General features: G+C 56.7%; 17 protein-coding genes. 13 read left to right on the top strand and 4 right to left on the bottom strand.

Annotated elements, in window-relative coordinates; all coding sequences use genetic code 11:
• From P8A25_RS10150 to P8A25_RS10135, 4 genes are all read left to right on the top strand, one after another.
• Positions 1 to 549, top strand: a complete 549-nt coding sequence (locus P8A25_RS10150; RefSeq protein ID WP_102720983.1) for a hypothetical protein — start codon at positions 1 to 3, stop codon at positions 547 to 549.
• 1831 nt (positions 550 to 2380) lie between these two features.
• Positions 2381 to 2755 (top strand): hypothetical protein, encoded by a 375-nt coding sequence (locus P8A25_RS10145; RefSeq protein ID WP_146017767.1) that lies wholly within the window; start codon positions 2381 to 2383, stop codon positions 2753 to 2755.
• An 87-nt stretch (positions 2756 to 2842) separates the two neighbouring features.
• A complete protein-coding gene (locus P8A25_RS10140; RefSeq protein WP_102729181.1) occupies positions 2843 to 3409 on the top strand; it encodes a SufE family protein in 567 nt (188 codons plus the stop codon).
• An 8-nt stretch (positions 3410 to 3417) separates the two neighbouring features.
• Positions 3418 to 4188, top strand: coding sequence for a hypothetical protein (locus tag P8A25_RS10135; protein ID WP_022396253.1), 771 nt, complete (start codon positions 3418 to 3420; stop codon positions 4186 to 4188).
• Positions 4189 to 4300: 112 nt separating this feature from the next.
• Here the strand turns inward: P8A25_RS10135 and aspS are convergent, their stop codons facing one another.
• The 3 genes from aspS to P8A25_RS10120 form a co-directional block, all read right to left on the bottom strand.
• Positions 4301 to 6094 (bottom strand): aspartate--tRNA ligase, encoded by a 1794-nt coding sequence (gene aspS / locus P8A25_RS10130; protein WP_022396252.1) that lies wholly within the window; start codon positions 6092 to 6094, stop codon positions 4301 to 4303.
• 33 nt (positions 6095 to 6127) lie between these two features.
• Positions 6128 to 7402 carry a histidine--tRNA ligase gene (gene hisS / locus P8A25_RS10125; RefSeq protein WP_215443210.1) on the bottom strand — a complete coding sequence of 425 codons (1275 nt, stop codon included), beginning with the start codon at positions 7400 to 7402 and terminating at the stop codon, positions 6128 to 6130.
• 244 nt (positions 7403 to 7646) lie between these two features.
• Entirely contained in the window at positions 7647 to 8066 is a 420-nt protein-coding gene (locus P8A25_RS10120) for a pyridoxamine 5'-phosphate oxidase family protein (protein WP_022396250.1), read from the bottom strand.
• Between the two features lie 292 nt (positions 8067 to 8358).
• Between P8A25_RS10120 and hypB the strand changes: the two genes are divergently transcribed.
• The 5 genes from hypB to hypE are packed head-to-tail and all read left to right on the top strand — an operon-like array spanning position 8359 to position 13744.
• Complete coding sequence (hypB, locus tag P8A25_RS10115) at positions 8359 to 9042, top strand: hydrogenase nickel incorporation protein HypB (RefSeq protein WP_240454295.1); 684 nt, start codon at positions 8359 to 8361, stop codon at positions 9040 to 9042.
• Positions 9023 to 11350, top strand: coding sequence for a carbamoyltransferase HypF (hypF, locus tag P8A25_RS10110; protein ID WP_022396248.1), 2328 nt, complete (start codon positions 9023 to 9025; stop codon positions 11348 to 11350). Before hypB ends, hypF begins: the two co-directional genes overlap by 20 nt.
• Before the next feature lie 4 nt (positions 11351 to 11354).
• Complete coding sequence (locus P8A25_RS10105; protein ID WP_102720978.1) at positions 11355 to 11597, top strand: HypC/HybG/HupF family hydrogenase formation chaperone; 243 nt, start codon at positions 11355 to 11357, stop codon at positions 11595 to 11597.
• A gap of 40 nt (positions 11598 to 11637) precedes the next feature.
• Positions 11638 to 12705, top strand: a complete 1068-nt coding sequence (hypD, locus tag P8A25_RS10100; RefSeq protein WP_215443208.1) for a hydrogenase formation protein HypD — start codon at positions 11638 to 11640, stop codon at positions 12703 to 12705.
• A 4-nt stretch (positions 12706 to 12709) separates the two neighbouring features.
• Positions 12710 to 13744, top strand: coding sequence for a hydrogenase expression/formation protein HypE (gene hypE, locus P8A25_RS10095; protein ID WP_102730493.1), 1035 nt, complete (start codon positions 12710 to 12712; stop codon positions 13742 to 13744).
• A gap of 172 nt (positions 13745 to 13916) precedes the next feature.
• On the opposite strand, the gene P8A25_RS10090 is transcribed toward hypE, so the two are convergent.
• A complete protein-coding gene (locus P8A25_RS10090) occupies positions 13917 to 15038 on the bottom strand; it encodes a tetratricopeptide repeat protein (RefSeq protein ID WP_215443206.1) in 1122 nt (373 codons plus the stop codon).
• A gap of 922 nt (positions 15039 to 15960) precedes the next feature.
• Between P8A25_RS10090 and P8A25_RS10085 the strand changes: the two genes are divergently transcribed.
• The 4 genes from P8A25_RS10085 (at position 15961) to groL (ending at position 22237) form a co-directional block, all read left to right on the top strand.
• On the top strand, positions 15961 to 17922 hold the full coding sequence (locus tag P8A25_RS10085) for a glycosyltransferase (protein ID WP_215443204.1): 1962 nt from the start codon (positions 15961 to 15963) through the stop codon (positions 17920 to 17922).
• Positions 17923 to 18225: 303 nt separating this feature from the next.
• Entirely contained in the window at positions 18226 to 20154 is a 1929-nt protein-coding gene (gene dnaK / locus P8A25_RS10080; protein ID WP_022396242.1) for a molecular chaperone DnaK, read from the top strand.
• Between the two features lie 92 nt (positions 20155 to 20246).
• Positions 20247 to 20537 (top strand): co-chaperone GroES, encoded by a 291-nt coding sequence (gene groES / locus P8A25_RS10075; RefSeq protein WP_022396241.1) that lies wholly within the window; start codon positions 20247 to 20249, stop codon positions 20535 to 20537.
• Positions 20538 to 20581: 44 nt separating this feature from the next.
• Positions 20582 to 22237 carry a chaperonin GroEL gene (gene groL / locus P8A25_RS10070; protein ID WP_102722434.1) on the top strand — a complete coding sequence of 552 codons (1656 nt, stop codon included), beginning with the start codon at positions 20582 to 20584 and terminating at the stop codon, positions 22235 to 22237.
• The last annotated feature ends 274 nt before the right edge of the window (positions 22238 to 22511 follow it).

Raw genomic sequence — 22511 nt, 5'->3', positions numbered from 1 at the left:
ATGAAATGTAATATAAGTAAATATTTTTTATGGAGTGCAATAGGGGTGCTTTTCGCTGCAAATATTGTTTGGAGTATAATTTTTCTTTCAACCCAGAATTCTGTATGTGATCCGGAACAGGATGATATACAAATGTGTCAGGAACAAATAGACCGACTTTCCTATATTATTTCATTATCTGCTGAAATGGCAGTATTGAGGAAAGAAAAGGGTGATATGAAGGAGCTTGAAATTCTCTTACGGCAAATTGTAGATCAGATAACTGCTAATGTCATAGCAAATTCCATCTATGAATTTGATGGAAAAGGCTTAGTGAAATTTGACTTAATGAATAAAATATTTAAAGGATTAGTAGATGCCGGCTTGATTGATCCGGAAATATTGCAAAGTCCATTAGGCATTTATGAAGATGCAAAAAATCATAAAATAATACATAACTTGTATTCTTTCAATGGTAATACTGTTAAAAAAACTATGACGGTGGATGAATGTAAAAATTTTCAGAAATGGTTTTATGATAAAATAGTGAATCAAGTTGAGAAGGATTAGTTTTAGTTTTTATTGACTTTACATCATTTAATGAGGTTGTTTTATCAAATTAAAGCAACCTCATTTTTTAAATATCTAAGAGTAACACTGAATATAGAAATGATCCAAGCTATGGCAATGCAATTTCGATATTCCTGTGAATGCTGTAACGAGAATTTGGGCTTAATATACTACATTAACTAATATATTGATTCTACTGTGTTATTTGATTACTGGCACTCATTTCAGTTCATCTATAGGTTTTGATGTTTTTAGTTATCCGTAATATCAGCATCTCAGCAGATAGTACAGATGTGCTAGACAGCAATAAAAAGGAGCGATGGGACAAGACGTACAAATGTACTTAGGTAGATCATTTGGGATTTAAAGACTAACGCAGATGGGATCCCTCAAGAGAGACAAATAGACTAAAGTAGCTACACGCTAGGGGAATTGGAAAATATAAATCCTTCTAAATTTGTAGAAAATTCCTCTTCTTCTTGAAGTAAGTTTCTCGTATTTAAGAGAATAACTGGTTATCGGCCGGATGAATCGACAATACAAAATATGAAATTCGAAGGTTGATTTTCAGAAAAGAAATAACGGTCAATATGCCGGGAAAATTATGCAAGGTCAGATTCAACAGAGCAATATATTGATGCAGTCGTAGATGCCGTTCTTAATATGTATAAGGATAAAAGTAAAATTACTGTTGATAAAAGAGATTGCGATATCATATCTTTATCTAATTTTTTAATATAAAGTAAATTATACGCCGAGGTACATATGTGCCTCGGTTTTTGTTCATAGGGAGCTCAGTTGATGGGAACGAGCATGGATTGCATGTCCTACACCTCCAATTCATTTTTATTAGGAGACAGCTTTGGAGCTTTCTGAACTGGGGGTAAAGCGGGGTTTGGGGTGCAAGGTACAACGCGAACGGGGAAGAAAAGGCAAGTGGTGCCTAATGTTATTCCAGGGGCTACGGGTTATTGGCCATTGTGTCAGGATAGACTATCAATGCTATTGGAAGAGAGGGAGATGAGTATCGATTCCCTTTTTAAATGGTGCTGCCTTTTGAGGAGAGCTGTTTTTGTCCTATTGCCTGTGGTCTTGTGCATGGGATGGTATGTATGGACTTCATGAAAGGATTGGTTTCGCTGGCATGGGTCCGATACTTGAAGCGTTTCTTTCGGGGAGCGAATCGTGTGTGAAGATTGAGGACTATTCACGGAAAGCCTGTTTGGTTCTTGAAAAGCGAAGAGGCTTTCGCTGTCTGTTTTTAAAATGGTTTCAGGTTCTTTCTGCTTGTTAGGAAGGAATGTTTTTTTACTTTGGGTGAAAGTGGCCGGGAATAAAAAAAGCAGCTTGACCTGCCTTCTCTGATTGGCTATAGGGAGGGGCCAAGTGGAAGCTCCCTTAGAAAGCTCTCTTGAGACCCGTCTATAAAGGATTGCCGGTTTTTTAAATGCCGGGAGGGGGAAGAAAGGTCTGCTGCGCAGGATTCTTCATGAACGCCAGAAGCGTTCCCGATATGGAATATTTTGATTTTTTCTTTATTGCATAGTTTTCTAATATTGCTTTTTTTGATGAAGTTGCGCTGTTTTCTAACATTTTTATTCTAGGCCCGTTTGATTTTATATATATAGTTTTTGGATATTGTATGAATATTTGCATGTCCATCTATAGATCAATCGAATTGCGGAAGAATACATCCGGAAGTTATAAGGTCAGACTAACCATTGACCGGGGGAGCAAGTTCTGCGGCGCCAGGAAGTCGCTCGGTCTTGGCACCCATCAGGAGGATTGTGCGTTAAGGCGCGCCTACCTGATGCGGTGCTTATTGTTCCATATGGGATGGTTTCCCGGTGGAAAGATTGCCGTCAGGAATTCCGCCGAATGCGGTATTAAGGAGGTTGTGTGGGACAGCATGGACTGCATCGGAGATTCCGGAATGTTCAGGCTCACCGGAAGGGGCTGCCGCGTCGCCACGGATGAAACGATGGTCATCTGGTTTCAAACGAATGGAGATGAGGCAGTGCAGTGTCTTCGTTTGCTCATTTCCGGATGGAGAATAGATGACCGGGCGGGTGACCTGAGGGTTTTGATTCAGGGATTACAGCATTGCGCCTCGGAACAGCGCCAGCATCCCTGCCGGATTTTGAATATTGAAATCGGGTCCGGTTCCATGATGGCAGCGCGGGACGAGTGTGTATTGAAGGGCTAGGGAGCCGGACCGTTCCGGTTAAGTCAATTTTCAAGAGGGTTTTCTGAACGGTCGGAATTGCTTTTAATATATAACGAATAAGAACATATGGATTGTTTTGAAGAACGGCGGCAGGTTCTACTGCAGGAGCTGGCCGCCCTGTCCGGGGAGGGGGCTCTGTACGGTTTTTTAATGCGCCAGGGGGAACAGTTGCCGCCCTTTGCGGAGGAATGGAAAACGGAAGCCTGCCTCCTGCGGGGATGCCAGTACCGGGTATGGCTGCGGCTGGAGCTTGCAGGCGGTCTGGTGCGGATTGATGCCGATAGCGATTCCCTCATCAGCCGAGGTTTGATGGCTCTGTGGGTGCGTCTGTTTTCCGGACTGAGGCCGGGAGAAGTGCTGGCCGCAGAGACGGATTTCCTTCATCAGGGTGTTCTTGGCGGCTGGCTGATTCCTTCCCGGGCGAATGCCCTGGGCAATATGGCCTCCAGAATCAAGTTGGGCGTGCTGCGGTTGAAGCAGGAGGCGCGGAAGGAGGCCGCAGTGTCTGGCTCTCCTTCTTCCCTGCCGGAGCTTTCCTTGGAGCCTGTTGAACAAGGCCCGTTGCGGCAGATGGAGATGTCCGGCAGTTCCTGTCATGATGATCGCAAACAGGAAAAAGAGTTCCAGCGATAGAGTTATTGATGATGAAAAAGAAAGCAAGCATTCACGTTCATTTGTTCGTTTATTCGGGAGACGCCGCCCTGGTCGGGGAGAATCTGCTGTGTGTCCGGCATGCCCTCCCCGGAGCCCATTTGGTCGTGATTGACGACGGGCGCCATCCTTGCCCGGATGAGGTGAAGGCGCAGGCGGAGGAACTGGGGGCGGAATGGCGCGTGTCCTTTTGGGAAAGAGGCGGCAATTTGAGGGGGAAGGCCTGTATTGAAGGGATGCTGGGGGAGATGCTCCGGAGCATGGACGATGAAGGGGATACCCTGGTGAAGATAGATGCGGATACGGTGATGGTGTCGGGAGATGATTTGCTGCGTTTTGCCGACCGGAGGGAGATGGTGTTCTGGGGCAGCGGTTCCGTGGAACAGCGTGTTTACGGCTGCCTGTATGCCTTGAAGGCGTATGCGGCCGTAAAAATCCGGGAGTATGTTCGCAGGCTGGAGCTGCTGCCGGACGCGCCGGAAGATATTGTGATAGGCACCAGCGCTTTTAATTTATATCCTGGAGAGGAACGGCACATGGTTTATGCTCCCTTTGGTCCGGACGCGCCGGACAGCGGGTGGACGGCGTATTACTGGGGACGTTATCCGGAGGTGAAGGGTTACCAGCGTTTCACCATGGTGACGACGGGCAATCCTCCTCCGCAGCCGCTGGACAAGCGTCACCGTTTGCCCGTCATGAAGAATTTACGGCAGATGGCGGATATCCGGCGGCGTCTGACGGGCGCCGGGCACGGTTTATAGGAAGGGATTTCTGTCTTGCCGTTGGCGTGGTTCCGGATGCAGGAAGCTCTTTGAATGAAAAACCCCCGGATGGAAAAACTTCCATCCGGGGGTTTGTGTTTAAAGATTCCGGTTATTTTTTAGCGGGCAGTTTCACCTGGATGTGAATGTCGCGCAATTGCCGCTCTTCCGCAGCGGCGGGGGAGTCGCTCATCAGGTCCGCTCCGCGATTGTTTTTCGGGAACGCGATGACTTCACGGATGGATTCCGCGTTGCAGATCATCATGACCAGGCGGTCCAGGCCCAGCGCAAGGCCGCCGTGGGGCGGAGCGCCGAAGCTGAAGGCGTCCAGGATGTGGCCGAATTGTTCGCGGGCCTGTTCCTCCGTGACGCCGAGCGCCTTGAACATGGCGGATTGCAAGTCGCGTTCATGGATTCGGATGGAGCCGCCGCCCAGTTCCGTCCCGTTGAGCACCACGTCGTAAGCCTGGGCGCGCAGGTCTGAGGAGAGTTCTCCCTTGAGCAGTTTTTCCTCGTCTTCCTTGACGGGGCGGGTGAAGGGGTGATGGATGGCCACCCAGCGCTGTTCTTCCTCATCCCAGCCCACCAGCGGGAATTCGATGACCCACAGGAAGTCGCGTTCCGTGTTGTCCTTAAGCAGTTCCATGAATTCGGCGCATTGCAGACGCACGCGGCCCAGGATATCGCAGGAGGGTTCCCACGGACCGGCCGCAAAGAGAACGAGGTCTCCGGTTTCAATGTTGAGGGCTTCCGTGAGTTTTTGCTTTTCTTCGTCGGAAAGGAATTTGGAGATGGGGCTTCTCCAGTCTTCCTCGCGCACCTTGATGTAGGCCAGGCCCTTGGCTCCGGCTTCCACGGCGGTTTTCGTCAGGGCGTCGATTTGTCCGACGGAGGCGGAGCCGAACCCCTTGGCGTTGATGGCCTTGACCACGCCTCCATTGCTTACGGCGGAGGCGAATACCTTGAACCCGCTGTTTTCAAAGATGGAGGAGACGTCCGTCAGCTTCATGCCGAAGCGGCGTTCCGGCTTGTCGGAGCCGTACTGGTCCATGGCCTCCCTCCACGTCATGCGGGGGAAGGGGGTGGGAATGTCCACGTCCAGGGATTCCTTGTACACGCGCTTGAGCAGGCCTTCCACCAGGTTGTAGATGTCTTCCGGCGTGATGAAGGAGGCTTCAATGTCCACCTGGGTGAATTCCAGCTGGCGGTCCGCACGCAGGTCTTCGTCACGGAAGCAGCGGGCGATCTGGAAGTAGCGTTCCATGCCGGCTACCATGAGCAATTGCTTGTACTGTTGCGGGGCCTGGGGGAGGGCATAGAATTTGCCGGGTGCCAGGCGGGAGGGGACCAGGAAGTCGCGCGCGCCTTCAGGCGTGGATTTGGAAAGGATGGGCGTTTCAATTTCCAGGAAGCCGTGTTCATCCAGATAGTCGCGCGTGGTCTTGGTCACGCGGTGGCGTATCTGCATGTTGCGGACCATGGACGGGCGGCGCAGGTCCAGAAAGCGGTACTTGAGGCGCAGGTCTTCATTGGAGAGGGCCCGGTCCAGCTGGAAGGGGAGCACGTCCGCCTTGTTGATGACGTTCAGGGTGTCCGCGGAGACTTCAATTTCCCCGGTCGGAAGGTCCGCATTGGTGGTGTCCACCGTGTCCGTTTTCAGGCGCGCAGCCACGGTGCCGGATATCTGGATCATGTCTTCGGAGCGGAGCTGCTGGGAGGCCTTCGCCACGTCCTGGTTGACTTCCGGGTGAAAGACTACCTGCGTGATGCCGGAGCGGTCGCGCAAGTCGATAAATATGACGCCGCCGTGGTCACGGACGGAATCTACCCAGCCGATGAGGGTGGTCGGCTTGCCGATGTTCGCAGCGCGCAATTCGCTGCAGGTATGAGTGCGGTATGAGTTCATCTTTGTTGAAAATGGAAGGGAGGAAGGAACGTATCAATCACGGCCGGTCAGGGAGGCCAGGGCGTCAAACAGGTTCTCCATGGCGACAGTGGAGGAGGAGCGCGCATGCAGGTCGCGCAGTTCCAGGGCAGGGAATTCGTCTCCCACAATCAGGGCCGCGCGCGCGCCGGATTTGACGGCTTTCTGGAGCTGGCCGTTGATTTTGGTGAGTGTGAGGGGAAGGTCCACGCTGTACCCCTGGTCCCGGAGGGCGGAGGCGATGGAGAGCATTTCCGCGCGGCGGTTTTCGGAGGCCTGCACCATGAAGACGTCGCATCCCGCGGCGGCCAGCGCCGCATCCTTCAGCGCCTTGGCATGGGGGGTCTGGTCAATGAGGTGGGTGATGACGGCATCCCCCATGGCAAACCCGGTGGCCGGCATGTCCACCGCATTGTTGGAGAGGGCGCCTACCAGCGTATCGTAGCGGCCACCGCCAGCCACGGCGCGCAGGCTGCGCTGCGTGTCAAAGATTTCAAAGACCAGCCCGGTGTAGTAGGCCAGGCCGCGCACCACGGAGAGGTCCAGCCTGACGTAGCCGTCCAGTCCGCGGGCTTCCAGGTCTTTCAGCAGGATGTCATAGCGTTCGGAGGCTCCGGCGGGAGGGTTCTCAATGAAGGCCATCAGGTCGCTGCGGCTGATGTGGAAGGCGTCCAGCTTGCGCTGGCATTCTTCCGGGCGGTCTCGTTCAAATTTGTCCACAATGCCCAGGAAGGCGGGAATGTCCTGCTCCTGCACGCTGTGTTCCGCGGCAAACCTGATCCAGGCTTCGCGGTCGGAGACGCGTACGATGAAGTCGTTCTGCGTAAAGCCCAGCTCCCTCATGCAGTCGATGGCCAGGGCAATCAGTTCGGAGTCCGCCCACGCGGAGCCTTCCCCAAGAATGTCCGCATTGAATTGGTAGAATTCGCGCAGGCGTCCTTTCTGCGGTTTTTCGTAACGGAAGCAGGAGCCGATTTCAAACCACTTGAGCGGCTTGGTGTATTCCCGCTGGCAGGCGGCGGCGATGCGGCCCAGGGAGGCGGTGAGTTCCGGACGGATGGTGATGTCCCTGTCTCCCTGGTCCGTAAAGCGGAAGAGCTGGGTGGGCAGTTCGCCCCCGCTCTTTTTAAGGTAAAGCTCCGTGGCTTCCACGGTCGGGCCTTCCCATTCCAGGAATCCATAGCGGTGCGCCACCCTCTTCCATGCGTTAAAGAGATAGTTGCGCACGGCGCAGTCCGCCGGTGCAAAATCACGGAATCCGGGAAGTGGTTGAAAGCGAGCGTCTGGCATAACCTGGGAAAAAGGATGTTGTCTGAGGACGAAACAGTTTACAGAATTCCCATGCCTTGGCAAGTCCACATGCTTACGATGAAGGAATTTCAACGGAAGGCCGTTTATCGGAATATGCCTCCTCAACGACCATGATTGTTTTTATTTTTCTCTCTTCCGGCGGAGAACCTTTCCGGGAGGACGGCGTTCTGCCTCCATACCCGGAATCCTTTATAGGAGGTGGGGCCATGTGGCGTGGAAAGCTTTATATGATATTAAAGTTTTCAGAGTTGAAGTTGCTGTAGAATCTGCCCTGCGTGGCGGTAAACCGCAAAACGCAATAATCCGGGTCGGTCACTCCCTCCGGGTAGTACATGGTGTCACCCTCCCTCCAAATCATTTCCTTATAGATTCTGTCCTCCAGCACTTCCATGGAGCCGAGAAGCATGACGCCTCTGAAGAATCTCCGGTCACAAAAGTAAATGCAGGCTTTCGGGTTGTCTTGATATTGCCTTGCGCGCATGGAGGAGGTGTTGGTGGTGAAGTAGAAGACCTTGATGCCTTTCCTTTTCCGGGGCGGCAGCATGGCTTTCGTATTCGGATAGCCCTGTTCATCAATAGAGCTGATGAATGCCACTTTCTGATGGTCAATGAGATTTCCGACTGTTGCTTCCGCGTTTTTCATTGCTGTTTTCCTGATTGGGATGGTAGGCCAGAAGAGCTGCATTGTAAACTTGTCTTATTTATTCGGACTGTTTCTTTAAACGGTTTTTCCGGGAATTGTTTGATAGCGTATTCTGCCCCGGGATGTCCGGGCCTGAAATGCGGTTCAAGGGGAGTTTGACCTTGCCGTCTCCAGGATATGACGTAGGATAAATGAGATTTTTTCTTTTTTTTGGAATCTAATATCAGTATTGATTATGTGTAAAGAATGCGGATGCGGAGGTGAGCACACCCATGAAAGTCACGGCCACGGCATGGACGTCCATGTTCCTGTGTTGGACGCCAATGACCGGCTGGCAGAGCGCAACAGAGGTTTTTTCGCAGCAAAGAACCTTCTGGTTATCAATGTTTTTTCTTCACCCGGGTCCGGCAAGACCTCTCTGCTGCAGAAGACGGCGGAGATGCTCCGCGGCCGTGTGCGCATGGGGGTGATCGTGGGGGATCTGGCGACGGATAATGATGCGGAACGCCTGAGCCGTGCGGATATTCCCGTGGTGCAGATTACGACGGGCACCATGTGTCATCTGGACGCCCGCATGATTGCAGAAGCCATGAAGAAGATGCCTTTGAACGATCTTGACGTTCTGATTATTGAGAACGTGGGCAATCTGGTTTGCCCGGCTTCCTATGATCTGGGGGAAGGCATGCGCGTGGTGTTGCTTTCCGTGACGGAAGGGGAGGACAAGCCGTTGAAGTATCCTCCCATGTTCCATTCCGCGGATGTGGCCCTGGTGACCAAGTCCGATCTGGCGGATGCCGTGGATTTTGACCGGGACGCCGCCCTGGCCGCCCTGAACAAGGTAGCCCATCATGCGCACGTGATTGAGTTGTCCTCCAAGACCGGAGAGGGAATGGACGCGTGGTGCGACGAGATTGTGGAACGCGCGCGCCGCGTCCGGGAAGGCAGGATCCAGCACCATGGCCATCACCACCATTGAACAGGCCGCTGCGGCGTTGAAGTTTGAGATAGCCGGCATCGTCCAGGGGGTCGGTTTCCGTCCCCATGTGTACCGTTTGGCTGTGCGGCACGGATTGAAGGGGTTCGTGCGCAATACGGAGTCCGGCGTGGAAATCCATGTGGAGGGGAAGCCCGGCGCTCCGGAACGTTTTTTTGCCGCGCTGATGGATACTTTGCCGGAGCACGCCCGCGTGTATGGCGTGGAGCAGACCGTGTGCGAGCCTGCCGGGTTTGAAGAGTTCCGCATTGTGGAAAGCGATTCTACTCCCGGCGGCGTTCCGATGATGCTGCCGGACCTGGCCCCGTGTCCGGAGTGCCTGAAGGAGATGCGCGACCCCGCCTCCCGACGGTATCATTACCCGTTTACCAATTGCACGCACTGCGGCCCCCGCTATTCCATTATTGAGGAGATGCCGTATGACCGTGCGGGCACCAGCATGAAGAAGTTCCAGATGTGCCCGGAGTGCCTGAGGGAGTACCGGGATGTGGAGGACAGGCGTTTCCATGCCCAGCCCATAGGCTGCCCGTCGTGCGGTCCTTCCATGAAGGTGCTGTTTTCAGACGGTTCCGAACTGGGGTTCGGCCACGGGTTTGACACTCCCGCGGAACAGGTGGCGTGGGTGCTGGCGGACGGCCTGATCGTGGCTCTGCTGGGCGTGGGCGGCTTTCAACTGCTGGCGGACGCTTCTTCGGAAGCCGCCGTCAGGCGTCTCCGCAGGCTGAAGGAGCGGGATGCCAAGCCCTTTGCCGTGATGGTGCCGGATGTGGACGCGGCGGGGAAGCTGTGCCGTTTGTCGGAGGAGGAGAAGCGCCTGCTGGCTTCTCCGGCGGCCCCCATCGTACTGGCTCCCGGAAGGAAGGATGTGGACCTGGCTCCTTCCGTGTGCATGTTCAGCCGTTTTGTGGGGGTGATGCTTCCGTCCTCCCCCCTTCATGCCCTGCTGATGGATGTATGGAGAAAGCCCCTGGTGGTGACCAGCGGCAATCTGAGCGGGGAGCCCCTGTGCATTTCCGTGGAGGAAGGCTTGCAGAAACTGGGCCATGTGGCGGATGTGTTTTTTGTGCATGACCGTCCGGTCGTGCGGCCCGTGGATGATTCCGTGGTCCGCGTCATGGACGGAAGGGCCATGATGGTGCGCCGTGCCCGCGGGTATGCTCCGCGGCCCGTGTGGCGCACGTCTGCAGAAGCTCCCGACGTTCTTGCGCTGGGCTCCGGGTTGAAGAATACCGTTTGCTGGCTGAAGAACGGCGTGGCCGTCATGAGCCAGCATCTGGGCGATCTTGACAGCGCGGCTTCCCTGAACGCGTTTGAACGGACGGTGGAGACGCTGGGGCGCACGCTGGGTGCTGTGCCGCAGGTGATTGCCGTGGACGCCCATCCGGACGGCCCGTCGTTTACCCTGGGCAGGCGTCTGGCGCGGGCATGGAATGTGGAAGTCGTTCCGGTGCAGCATCATCAGGCCCATGTTCTGGCCTGTGCCGTGGAGAATGAGACGCCGTTGCCCGCCCTGGGCGCGGCCTGGGACGGCACGGGATTCGGCACGGACGGGACGGTATGGGGCGGAGAGTTTTTTGTGATGGAGGAGGAAGGCGCTCCCCGCAGAGTGGCGCGGCTCAGGCCGTTTTTGCTGCCCGGGGGGGATGAAGCGGTCCGGGAACCTGCCCGGTGCGCCTGTTCCCTGGCGCGGCAGATGGCGCCGTGGCGCACGGATGGGCTTGAACAACGTCTGCAGGGTGGAATGACCTTGCAGAAGCGGGAAGCCCTGGAGGCGATGATGGCCCGTAATATTCAAGCTCCCGCCACTTCATCCATGGGGCGCCTGTTTGACGCCATGGCTTTCTGGTGCGGCTTTGACGGCGTGGCGGGATGCGAAGGGCATGCCGCCATGATGCTGGAGTCATGGGCTGCGGCGGTTTCCGGGGAAGAAATGCCGGGGGAACCGTATGAATGGGTCATGCATGAGGAGGGCGGCCTGCTGGAACTGGATTGGCGCCCGATGCTGAAAGCCGTGGACGATGACCTGCTGAGAGGCGTTTCCCGCGGCTGCATCGCCCGCAAGTTTCATGAGAGCCTGGTGAACCTGGCTTTTGACGTGGCGGAGCGTTTCTCACTGGACAGGCTGGTGCTGGGCGGCGGATGTTTTCAGAATGCCTTTTTGCTTGAAGGCCTGGCGGGAATGGCACAGTCTAGAAGGTGCCAGTTGTCCCTGCCGCAGCGGGTGCCGTGCAATGACGGGGGAATTTCCCTGGGGCAGGCTGCGGCAGTCGTGCGCCAATGGAAAGGATAATAATATGTGTTTGGCTGTTCCCGGAAAGATCGTGAGCATTAATGAGACGGACCCGCTGTTCAGGCTGGGAGTGGTTGATTTCGGCGGCGTGACCCGTGAAGTGAACCTGGCCTGCGTGCCGGAGGCCGTCCTGGGGGATTACGTTATTGTTCATGTAGGGATGGCCCTGAGCGTGCTGGATGAGAAGACCGCGCTTCAAACCCGTAGGGAAATGCGGGAGATCGTGGAGAATACCGATCCCGTGTAAGGGGAGGGTCGTTTGCCGGATTGAACATTTTTAATGGCTTATGCAGGAGGAAGTTCAGCAGTTGCTTGAGGAGCTGCGCCATGCCGTGACGCGTCCGTGGACGGTGATGGAGGTGTGCGGGGGACAGACGCATGCGATTGCCTCCCTGGGGCTTGAGGAGCTGCTTCCTCCTGGGCTTCGTCTGATTCACGGCCCCGGCTGTCCGGTTTGCGTTACGTCGGTGGATTTGATTGACCAGGCCGTGGAGTTGAGCCTGCGGCCCGGCGTGGTTTTGTGCAGCTACGGGGATATGATGCGGGTGCCGGGCTCCCGCGGAGATTTGTTTTCCGCCAAGGCTCGCGGCGGGGACGTCCTTTTGATGTATTCACCGCTGGAGGCGGTTGCTTTCGCCGGGAGCCATCCGGAAGCGGAAGTGGTATTTTTCGCCGTAGGATTTGAGACGACTGCTCCGGCCACGGCTCTTGCCATGCAGCAGGCCCGCGCGCTGGGTTACGCCAATTTTTCCGTGCTCTGTGCCCATGTGCAGGTTCCCCCCGCACTGGAATGGCTGATGGATCAGGACGAGGGGAGGCCGGACGCCTTTCTGGCCCCCGGCCATGTCTGCGCCATCATGGGGGAGGGGGATTACGGCCGTTTGGCCGCTCGTTACCGGACGCCCATGGCGGTGACGGGGTTTGAGGCTCCGGACCTGCTCCTCGGCATCCTGATGTGCGTCCGCCAGTTGGAGAACGGGGGGTGCACGGTGCAGAATGCCTACGGGCGCTATGTGAAGCCGGAGGGGAACAGGGCGGCGCAGGAAAGGATGAAAGAGGTTTTTGAGCCGGAAGACCGCCATTGGCGCGGCCTGGGCCTGATTCCCGGCGGCGGCATGAGGCTGCGCCGGGAGTGGGAGGGCATGGATGCCGCCCTGCGTTTCGGATGCGGAAAAAGCGCCCATGGCGCGGATGAAGCTTCCGGATGCCTGGCCGGCCAGGTGCTGAGGGGGCTGATTCGTCCTGCGGAGTGCCCGTTTTTCGGCACGTCCTGTACGCCGCTGGCTCCCCTGGGCGCGCCCATGGTGTCTGGGGAAGGGGCCTGCGCCGCCTATTACCGTTATAAAAGAAGTTGATTCCATGTTTGAATGTCCTGTTCCGGAACCTGTTTCCGACCGTATCCAGATGGCCCACGGCGGCGGAGGCCGTCTGATGAATGACCTGATCCGTTCCGTCTTTCTGAACGCGTTCGGCACTCCCTCCGGCGGCGTGCAGAATGATGCGGCCGTTCTGGATTTTCCGCCGGGGCGGCTGGCGATGACCACGGATAGCTTTGTGGTGCAGCCTCTGGAGTTTCCGGGAGGGAGCATCGGTTCCCTGGCGGTGCACGGCACGGTGAATGATCTCGCCATGAGCGGCGCGGACCCGTTGTACTTGACGGCAGGCTTTATCCTGGAAGAAGGGCTTCCGCTGGAGGCGCTAAACCGCGTGGTGCAGGATATGGCGGCGGCGGCGCGCGCGGCGGGCGTCCGCATCGTGACGGGAGATACAAAAGTGGTGGAGCGCGGAAAGGGTGACGGCATTTATATTAATACCGCCGGGGCGGGCGTGGTGCGCCATGGGTTGGAAATCAGCCCTTCTTCCGTCCGTCCGGGGGATTCCGTGCTGGTCAGCGGTGATCTGGGGAGGCACGGCATGACGATCATGAGCCTGCGGGCCGGGTTGTCTTTCGGGGAGGGACTGGAGAGTGATTCCGCCCCGCTGCATGAATCCGTGGCTGCCGTCGTCCGGGCCGGAATCCCCGTGCATTGCCTGCGTGACGTGACCCGTGGCGGGTTAACCGCCACGCTCTCGGAAATTGCGGAGTCCTCCGGCCTGACGGTGAAACTGGATGAAGTGTCCATTCCCGTGCGGGAGGATGTCAGAGCAGCCTGCGGCCTGCTGGGGCTGGACCCTCTTCAAGTGGCCTGTGAAGGCCGTTATCTGGCTATTCTTCCCCGGGAGCATGAGGAAGAGGCCCTGCGCCTGATGCGCGGCTGCGGCGTGTCCGCCGGGGCCTGCGCGATAGGCCGTGTGGAAGAGTTTGGAACGGCGCCCCTGCTGATGACGGGGCGGCTGGGGGTGGAACGGGTGCTGGGCATGCCTTCCGGGATGCAGCTGCCCCGCATTTGCTGATGCTTCCCGCGGTTTCCGCCGGCGTTGCATTTCCGGCTTTTTGGCAGGGAAGCGGTTGGGGCCGCCTCCCTGCCGGTCTGGCATTTCATAGGGATTTGCCGGAGCGGCTGCGTGTACTTCCGGAGAAGCTACAGCCGGCTTGGTATTGGGGGAGTTGGTTGTTGGAAGATGGTCAGGAGAGTTCCGCGTTTCCGGCTCCGGCGTCCGGCAGCGTCTTTAATGCCGCTTTGGCCTGGGTATGGTCCTGGGAGGCCGCCTTTTCCAGCCATTCCCTGGCGGTGGCCAGGTTCTTTTCCACGCCGAAGCCGTGCTGGTAGATGATGCCCAGGTTGTATTGTTCGGAGGCATAGCCGGCCCTGGCGGCCCGAAGGTTCCTGTTCTGCCATTCCCTGGCTTCAGCTTCGGTGAAATCCTGGTTCTTGCAGAATTGCTCCCATGTTGTTCCGAATTTCATGGCAGCCCGCGCAAATCCCATCAGGGCCGCTTTTTTGGTGTGTTCATCCGCCAGGCTCGCGTTCTTTTCCACGCCGGCGGGTCCCAGCCGGTACAGGTAGGCCAGTCCCCAGTATCCGTTGGGGCTGCCCAGGTCTGCGGCTTTCTGGAAGAGCTGGAGCGCGTCCTGATATTTTTTATGGGACATGGCGAACACCGCATTGGCCAGGAAGCGTTCCGCCTTGGTGAATTCGTAAAATTCGGGAATGGCGGCCCATTCGGATTTGAGTTTGTCCCTGTCCTTCTTGGACTTGGGCGGCATGCCGGCAGGCGGGGAAATCCGGAAAACGGGAATGTAGCCGGAGGCCCCCATGTTGGCCAGGCCGGCCATCAGGAAGCAGCCCGGCTGAATGCGCCACATGTGCATGTACAGCACGCGTTCCGCGGGCAGGGACTCCTTCTCAATCCAGTCCGGCAGATTCATGGGCGGGCCATAGAGGCCCGTCAGTCCGTTCAGCATGCGCTTGTACAGGGATTTCAGGCGCGTATCGTATTCGTCCTTGCCTGCCTTGGTGCTGGAGTAAAAGGAGACGGCTCTCAGGCCTCCATCCTTGTTGTACTCAAAATGAAGTGAAAAGAAAAGGCCGCCAATGGGCTTTTTCGTTTTGTAGGCGCCGTTCAATCCAGTGCGGCTCAGGTAGGCGTCCGTTCCCGGACCTTCCAGGGATTTGCAGGCTTTCAGGGAACTCAGAAGCTGGGCTTCCTGCAAGCCTGTTTCCAGAGGGCCGTAAAGCGGCGAGGCGGTACAGCAGGCGGATGCATAAAGCATGGCTGCATAGCGATAGCAATCTATCAATTTCATTGGGGGAATGGGGTAGGGGATGGGGGTCGGTTGTTTCAATAGCGAATTAGGAATCCGGATGAAATGGCCGACAGCGCTAAAATAAGATGAACAATCATTATATTCAAGTATTTATGCTTTATTCTAACAAACATATTTTATCAAGGCTTTCGTCTAGGAAAATACTGGATTGATTTGGAGAAACAGGCTTGATATGAAAAACTAGTATTGACGCCGGATTCCTAATCCGGGGTGTTTAAAGCAGGTTGAAGGATAATATGTAAGAGTATCAGGAGCAATGAAGGAGGTAACAGGCTGCGGTTTCCGGACCGGGAAAAGGCAGAGATAAGCATCCGGCGTTCCGCCACGTTTTCCCGGCTTTCAGAACATGGGAATCATTATTATTTTTATTAAAAATCTTTCTAAATATTCCTTCATTTCCGTTTTATGTATCTCGTATGCATGCATTTTGGCGGATTATAAATCCGGCTGTCGGGAAGGAATAATTTTTTTAATAAATAATAGAAACATTATCAATGGTTAATAAGAATATCAGATTTCACGGCCTTTGGATTCCATTGTGATTTTTCCCGTCCTGGATACGATGAAAATCATTTTTTCTCAAAAAATTTGGTTGACGGCGGATTTATAATGCGCGGATGGCCGCATGTAGTTTCAGAGCGTCTGATATTCAATGATTCGTCTGTTTTTTTACGGAAATGTGCGGTTTTGGCAGCGGCACCTTCCAAACAGGGAGTGGGGGAGGCCGCCTCCTCTGTTCCGTTTCCCGTGCAGGAAAAGCGGGGGGGGGGGGACATGCCGGAATCTGTCCGGCACGGTTGTTTCTCCTGCTGGGGACGGGGACGGATGACAGCAGCCTGTGACGGTTTCGTTTCCCTCCTCAGCTTGCCTGGGAAGGCCTTTCTGCCCATGGTGCCGGCGCATGAGAATTGATGTGGCAACGGATACGTATGAACCTGACGTGAATGGAGTGGCCCTGACGCTGGAGCGGCTGGTCCGGGGGCTTCGGACGCGGGGGCATCTGGTGCATGTGCTGAGGGCTTCCGGGAGGGACGGAGCTTCCGTTCCCGGAGAGACGGCCATGCCGTCTCTCTCCCTCCCCATGTATCATGATGTGAAAATAGGGCTGCCTTCCGCAGACAGGTTCCGCTCCAGATGGATGAAGAAGAGGCCGGATGTGGTGTATGTTGCCACGGAAAGCCCCATGGGGGCCTCCGCCGTGAAGGCCGCCCGCGCTCTGGAGATTCCCGTGGTGATGGGATTCCACACCAATTTTCACCAGTACATGAAGGATTACCATTTCTCCGGGCTGGAAACCGCCGCCGTGAATTACCTGCGCAAGCTCCACAACCGGGCAGGGATGACGGTGGTGCCCACGGAGGAGATGCGCCGCGCGCTGGAGGGGCTGGGATTTGAACGCCTTTCCGTAATGGGGCGCGGGGTGGATGCCGCCTTGTTTGACCCTGCCAGGAGGGATGCCGGCCTGCGCCAGTCATGGGGCGCCTGGCGGGATGAAGTGGTGTTCGGCGTGGTGGGGCGTCTGGCCCGGGAGAAGAACCTGGTGACGGCCCTGGGATTGTACACGCGCCTGCAGCAGGAGTTCCCGGCCTGCGGCATGAAGATGGTCGTGGTGGGGGACGGTCCCATGATGAGCAGCCTGCGCAGTGAGTTTCCGGACGCCGTGTTTTGCGGAATGCGCAGCGGGGAGGACCTCGCGCGCCATTACGCCGCCATGGACGTGCTGCTCTTCGCCAGTGAGACGGAAACCTTCGGGAACGTTCTGCTGGAAGGGATGGCCAGCGGCCTGGCTACGGTCAGCTACCGGTACGCCGCTTCTGCGGATGTGGTGCTGGACGGCATCAACGGCCTTCAGGCGGAGAAGGGGGACGCGGAGGGTTTTTACTCCGCCATGCGCCGTCTGCTGGAGGACAGGGGGATGATCCGGAGACTCGGCGAACAGGCCCGCAGGACCGTGCGCGCCAGAGCGTGGGATTCCATCCATGACAGGTTTGAAGAACTGCTGGCCTCCGTGGCGCGGGAGGAGAATGGAACCGGCTACGCCCGCCCCCCGCGGGATGCGGTGCTGGAATGCCGCACGGTCTTTTTGTCAGACCTCCATCTGGGCACGAAGGATTGCAAGGCGGACGAATGCCGGAGGTTCCTGAAGCATGTCCGTGCGGAAAAAATAGTTCTGGTAGGGGATATTGTGGACGCCTGGGCCCTCTCCCGCGGCAGCCGCTGGCGCAGGCGGCATACGCGCCTGATCCGCACCCTGCTGAAAAAGATGGAGCAGGAGGATGTGGAAGTGCTGTACCTGCGCGGGAACCACGACGATATTCTGGAAAAATTCCTTCCCTTTCATCTGGGCGGCCTGAAAATGGCCAGGGAGTACGTGCACCGGGCGGCGGACGGCAGGCGTTACCTGTGCGTGCACGGAGACGGTTTTGACGCCATCTCCACCAACCACCGGTGGCTGGCGATGCTCGGCTCCCTGGGCTACGACGTTCTGCTGACGGTCAACCGGCTTTACAATAAATACCGCGCCTGGCGGGGCAGGGAATATTATTCCGTCTCCCGCGCCATCAAGAGCCGCGTGAAATCCGCCGTCAATTTCATTGGAAAATATGAGGAGCAGCTCCAGAATCTGGCGGTGAAAAGGCAGTGTGACGGTATCATTGCCGGGCATGTGCATCATCCGGCGGATACCATGGTGGGGGAGGTGCGGTACCTGAATTGCGGGGACTGGGTGGAAACCATGAGCGCGGTGGTGGAATACGGGGACGGCCGCATGGAAACGCTGCTTTACAAGGATTTCATGAAACGCCTGGCTTACGGCAAATGCGGAACCGGAGCGGAAGCTTCCTCCTGCAAGGAAGCTTCGTGACGGGCGCCGGGGACAGGCTGTCCGGGGGGTGTGGGACAAAATGGCCGCGTGTGACATTTTGTCTCTTTTTGGTGTGACAATATGTCCCATTGCTGCTCGGCAGGAAAAAGAGCTGTCGAAATGATGCGATGTTATAATACGATGAATTTATGCTGTTTATGTTTATTTTTCAACAGGGCTTACAAGGCTGGCATGCCATTTGCAGAAAGAGAGGCAAGAACATGAGTTTGCCTGCATGACACTTCAGGTCATGGGGAAATCAAATCTCAACGAAATCCATTTAAAACAATCTAAGATAACGATATGGCTAAAATATTAGGAATCGACTTGGGCACGACCAACTCGTGCATGGCTGTGATGGAAGGCGGTCAGGGTACCGTACTTGAAAACAGCGAAGGTGCGCGCACCACTCCCTCCATTGTTGCCTTCACCAAGAGCGGTGAACGCCTCGTGGGGCAGGCCGCCAAACGTCAGGCGGTGACCAACCCGAAAAACACCGTGTTTTCCTCCAAGCGCCTCATCGGCCGCAAGTACAGCGAGCTGACGGAAGAAGATAAGAAGGTGCCTTATGAAATTGTGGAGGCCCCCAACGGGGACGCCTATATCCGCGTGGACGTAGGCGGGGAAAAGAAGACTTTTTCTCCCCAGGAAATCGCCTCCATGGTCCTGGCCAAGCTGAAGGCCGACGCGGAATCCAAGCTGGGTGAGACGATCACGGAAGCCGTGATTACCGTTCCCGCCTATTTCAATGACGCCCAGCGCAACGCGACCAAGGCCGCCGGTGAAATCGCCGGCTTGAAGGTGCGCCGCATCATCAATGAACCGACGGCTGCTGCCCTGGCTTACGGCCTGGACAAGAAGTCCAATGAAAACATTGCCGTGTACGACCTCGGCGGCGGCACCTTCGATATTTCCGTGCTGGAAATCGGTGACGGCGTGTTTGAAGTGAAGGCTTCCGACGGCGACACCCACCTGGGCGGCGACGACTGGGACAACGCGATCATCACCTGGATCATGGACGAGTTCAAGAAGGACTCCGGCATGGATCTTTCCAACCAGCCGGACGCCATCCAGCGCATCAAGGAAGAAGCTGAAAAGGCCAAGATCGCCCTTTCCTCCACCCAGAGCTATGACATCAGCCTGCCGTTCATCACGGCGGACGCTTCCGGACCCAAGCACATCCAGCTGACGCTGAGCCGTCCCAAGCTGGAACAGCTCACGGAAGACCTGCTGGACCGTACCCGCAAGCCCGTGCTGGACTGCATCGCCGCCTCCGGCCTGAAGACCGGGGACATTGACGAACTGGTGCTGGTGGGCGGCATGACCCGCATGCCCGCCGTTCAGGAAATGGCCCATACGCTGGCTGGCAAGGAACCCCACAAGGGCGTGAACCCGGATGAAGTGGTGGCCGTAGGCGCCGCTATCCAGGGCGGCGTGCTCCAGGGGGACGTCAACGACGTGCTTCTGCTGGACGTGACCCCGCTGACCCTGTCCATTGAAACGATGGGCGGCATCGCTACGCCGATGATCGAGCGCAACACGACCATTCCGGTGCGCAAGAGCCAGGTGTTCTCCACCGCCGCGGACAACCAGCCCGCCGTGGACATCCGCATCTGCCAGGGTGAACGCAAGATGTTTGAGGACAACAAGCTTCTCGGCAACTTCAAGCTGGACGGCATCTCCGCCGCTCCGCGCGGCGTGCCGCAGATTGAAGTGACCTTTGACATTGACGCCAACGGCATTCTGCACGTCTCCGCCAAGGACAAGGGCACCGGCAAGGAACAGAAGATTTCCATCCAGGGCTCCAGCGGCCTTTCCAAGGATGAAATCGAACGTGCCAAGCGTGATGCGGAAGCCCATGCGGAAGAAGACAAGAAGCGGGCCGAGGAAATTGACACCGTCAACCAGGCGGACTCCCTCTGCTTCTCCGTGGAACGCCAGCTCAAGGACATGGGGGACAAGATTCCCGCAGACCTCAAGCGCGAGATCGAAGACAAGGTGATGCACCTCAAGGAAGCCATCTCCAAAAAGGAATACACCGCGATCAAGGCCGGGAAGGAAGACCTGGAATCCCGTCTGGAAGCCCTGTACAAGGCAGCGGAAGCCGCCCAGCAGTCCGCCGGTGCAGCCGGCCCCATGCCGGGAGCCGCTCCGGAGGAAGAAGCTTCCGACGGCCCCCGCAAGGCGAAAGGCCGCGTGGTGGACGCCGAAATCGTCGACGACGACAAATAAGCAACCCCTTCCCGCCGGAGGGGGAGCAACTTCCCCTCCGGCGGAACATTACATCCATATATTCATCTATAACAACACAAAAACAACATACTATGGCAAACATCAAACCCCTAGGACAACGTGTGCTGGTCAAGCGCATTGAAGCTGAAACCAAGACGGCCGGCGGCCTGTTCCTGCCGGACACCGCCAAGGAAAAACCCCAGGAAGCCGAAGTGATCTCCGTAGGCACCGGCGGCCGCGATGACAAGGGCGCCTTGATTGAATTCACCGTGAAGCCGGGCGACCACGTTCTTATTTCCAAGTACGGCGGCACGGAAATCAAGCTGGACGGAGAAGACTACCTCATCCTGTCTGAAAATGACATTCTGGCCATCATTGGCTAAATCACACGACACACTCACTCAACATCATTTTAAAATAACCTGATATTATGGCTAAACAAATCCAATTTGACGAAACCGCCCGCCAGGCTCTCCTCCGCGGCGTGGAACAGATTGCCAAAGCTGTCAAGAGCACGCTGGGGCCTGCCGGCCGCAACGTGGTGATCGACAAGAAATTCGGTTCCCCCCTCATCACCAAGGACGGCGTGACCGTCGCCAAGGAAATCGAACTGGAAGACCCGTTTGAAAACATGGGCGCCCAGCTTGTCCGGGAAGTCTCCTCCAAGACCAACGACGTGGCCGGGGACGGCACCACCACCGCCACCGTGCTGGCTGAAAGCATTTACCGCGAAGGCCTGCGCAACGTCACCGCCGGCGCCAACCCCATCTCCCTCCAGAGGGGCATCATGAAGGCCGCGGACGCCGTGGTGGAAGAACTCAAGAAAATCAGCAAGCCTGTTGACTCCAGCAAGGAAGTTGCCCAGGTTGCCACCGTTTCCGCCAACTGGGACGCCGAAATCGGCCACATCATCGCGGAAGCCATGGACAAGGTGGGCAAGGACGGCACCATTACCGTGGAAGAAGCCAAGGGCATTGAAACCACGCTGGACGTGGTGGAAGGCATGCAGTTCGACAAGGGCTACCTGTCCCCCTACTTCGTGACCAACGCGGAAACGATGGAAGCCGTGCTGGAAAACCCCTATATCCTCATCCACGAAAAGAAGATCAACAACCTGAAGGACTTCCTTCCGCTGCTTGAAAAAGTGGCCAAGAGCGGCCGTCCCTTCCTGGTCATCGCGGAAGACATTGAAGGCGAAGCTCTCGCCACCCTGGTGGTCAACCGCTTGCGCGGCGTGCTGAACATCTGCGCGGTGAAGGCTCCCGGCTTCGGCGACCGCCGCAAGGCCATGATGGAAGACATTGCCATCCTGACCGGCGGCAAGTGCATCACGGAAGACCTGGGCATCAAGCTGGAAAACGTGGGCATTGAAGACCTCGGCCAGGCCAAGCGCGTGGTCGTCTCCAAGGATGAAACCGTCATCGTGGAAGGCGCCGGCAAGTCTGCGGACATTGAAGGCCGCATCTCCCAGATCCGCCACCAGATCAAGGACACCACGTCCGACTACGACCGTGAAAAACTCCAGGAACGCCTGGCCAAGCTGGCCGGCGGCGTGGCCGTCATCCATGTGGGTGCCGCTACGGAAACGGAAATGAAGGAAAAGAAGGCTCGTGTGGACGACGCCCTGCACGCCACCCGCGCTGCGGTGGAAGAAGGCATCGTTCCCGGCGGCGGCGTGGCCCTGATCCGCGCCCAGAAAGCCATTGACACCCTCAAGCTGGAAGGCGACGAGGAAACCGGCGCTCAAATCGTCTATCGTGCGGTGGAAGCTCCGCTCCGCCAACTGGCCAGCAATGCCGGCCGTGAAGGCGCCCTCATCGTCGCCAAGGTGAAGGGGATGAAGAAAGCGGCCGACGGCTACAACGTAGCCACGGACAAATATGAAGACCTGCTCACCGCCGGTGTGGTGGACCCGACCAAGGTAACCCGTTCCGCCCTGCAGAACGCGGCTTCCATCGCCGGCCTGCTGCTTACCACGGAATGCGTCATTGCCGACAAGCCCGAGAAGAAGGGCTGCGGATGCGGCTCCGGCGCTCCCGACATGGGCGGCATGGGAGGAATGGGCGGCATGGGCATGATGTAAGCCCCCGTCCGTTTCTGCGAGACACGGCAATCGACTTCAAGGCTCCCCGGTTTTCCGGGGGGCCTTTTTGTTTTGTATGGAAGGCGGCAGCCGCCACTCCGCGGGAAGGGATTTCAGGAAGATGGGCCGTGGCTGCCGGAGAACCGGAGGAAAACTAGGCTCCGGAAGTACCCGGAAGAAACGGAAGATTTCACGGGAAGCAGGTGTAGCGCTATGGTTTTCATTGAAAATCATATTGTTGCATCAATGTGACGGAATGTTCACGTTTTAAAAC

Source organism: Akkermansia sp. BCRC 18949 (assembly GCF_045011645.1).
Taxonomy (GTDB): Bacteria; Verrucomicrobiota; Verrucomicrobiia; order Verrucomicrobiales; family Akkermansiaceae; genus Akkermansia; species Akkermansia massiliensis.
Note: the sequence above shows the minus strand (reverse complement) of the source record. Positions and strands in the feature narration are given on the sequence as shown.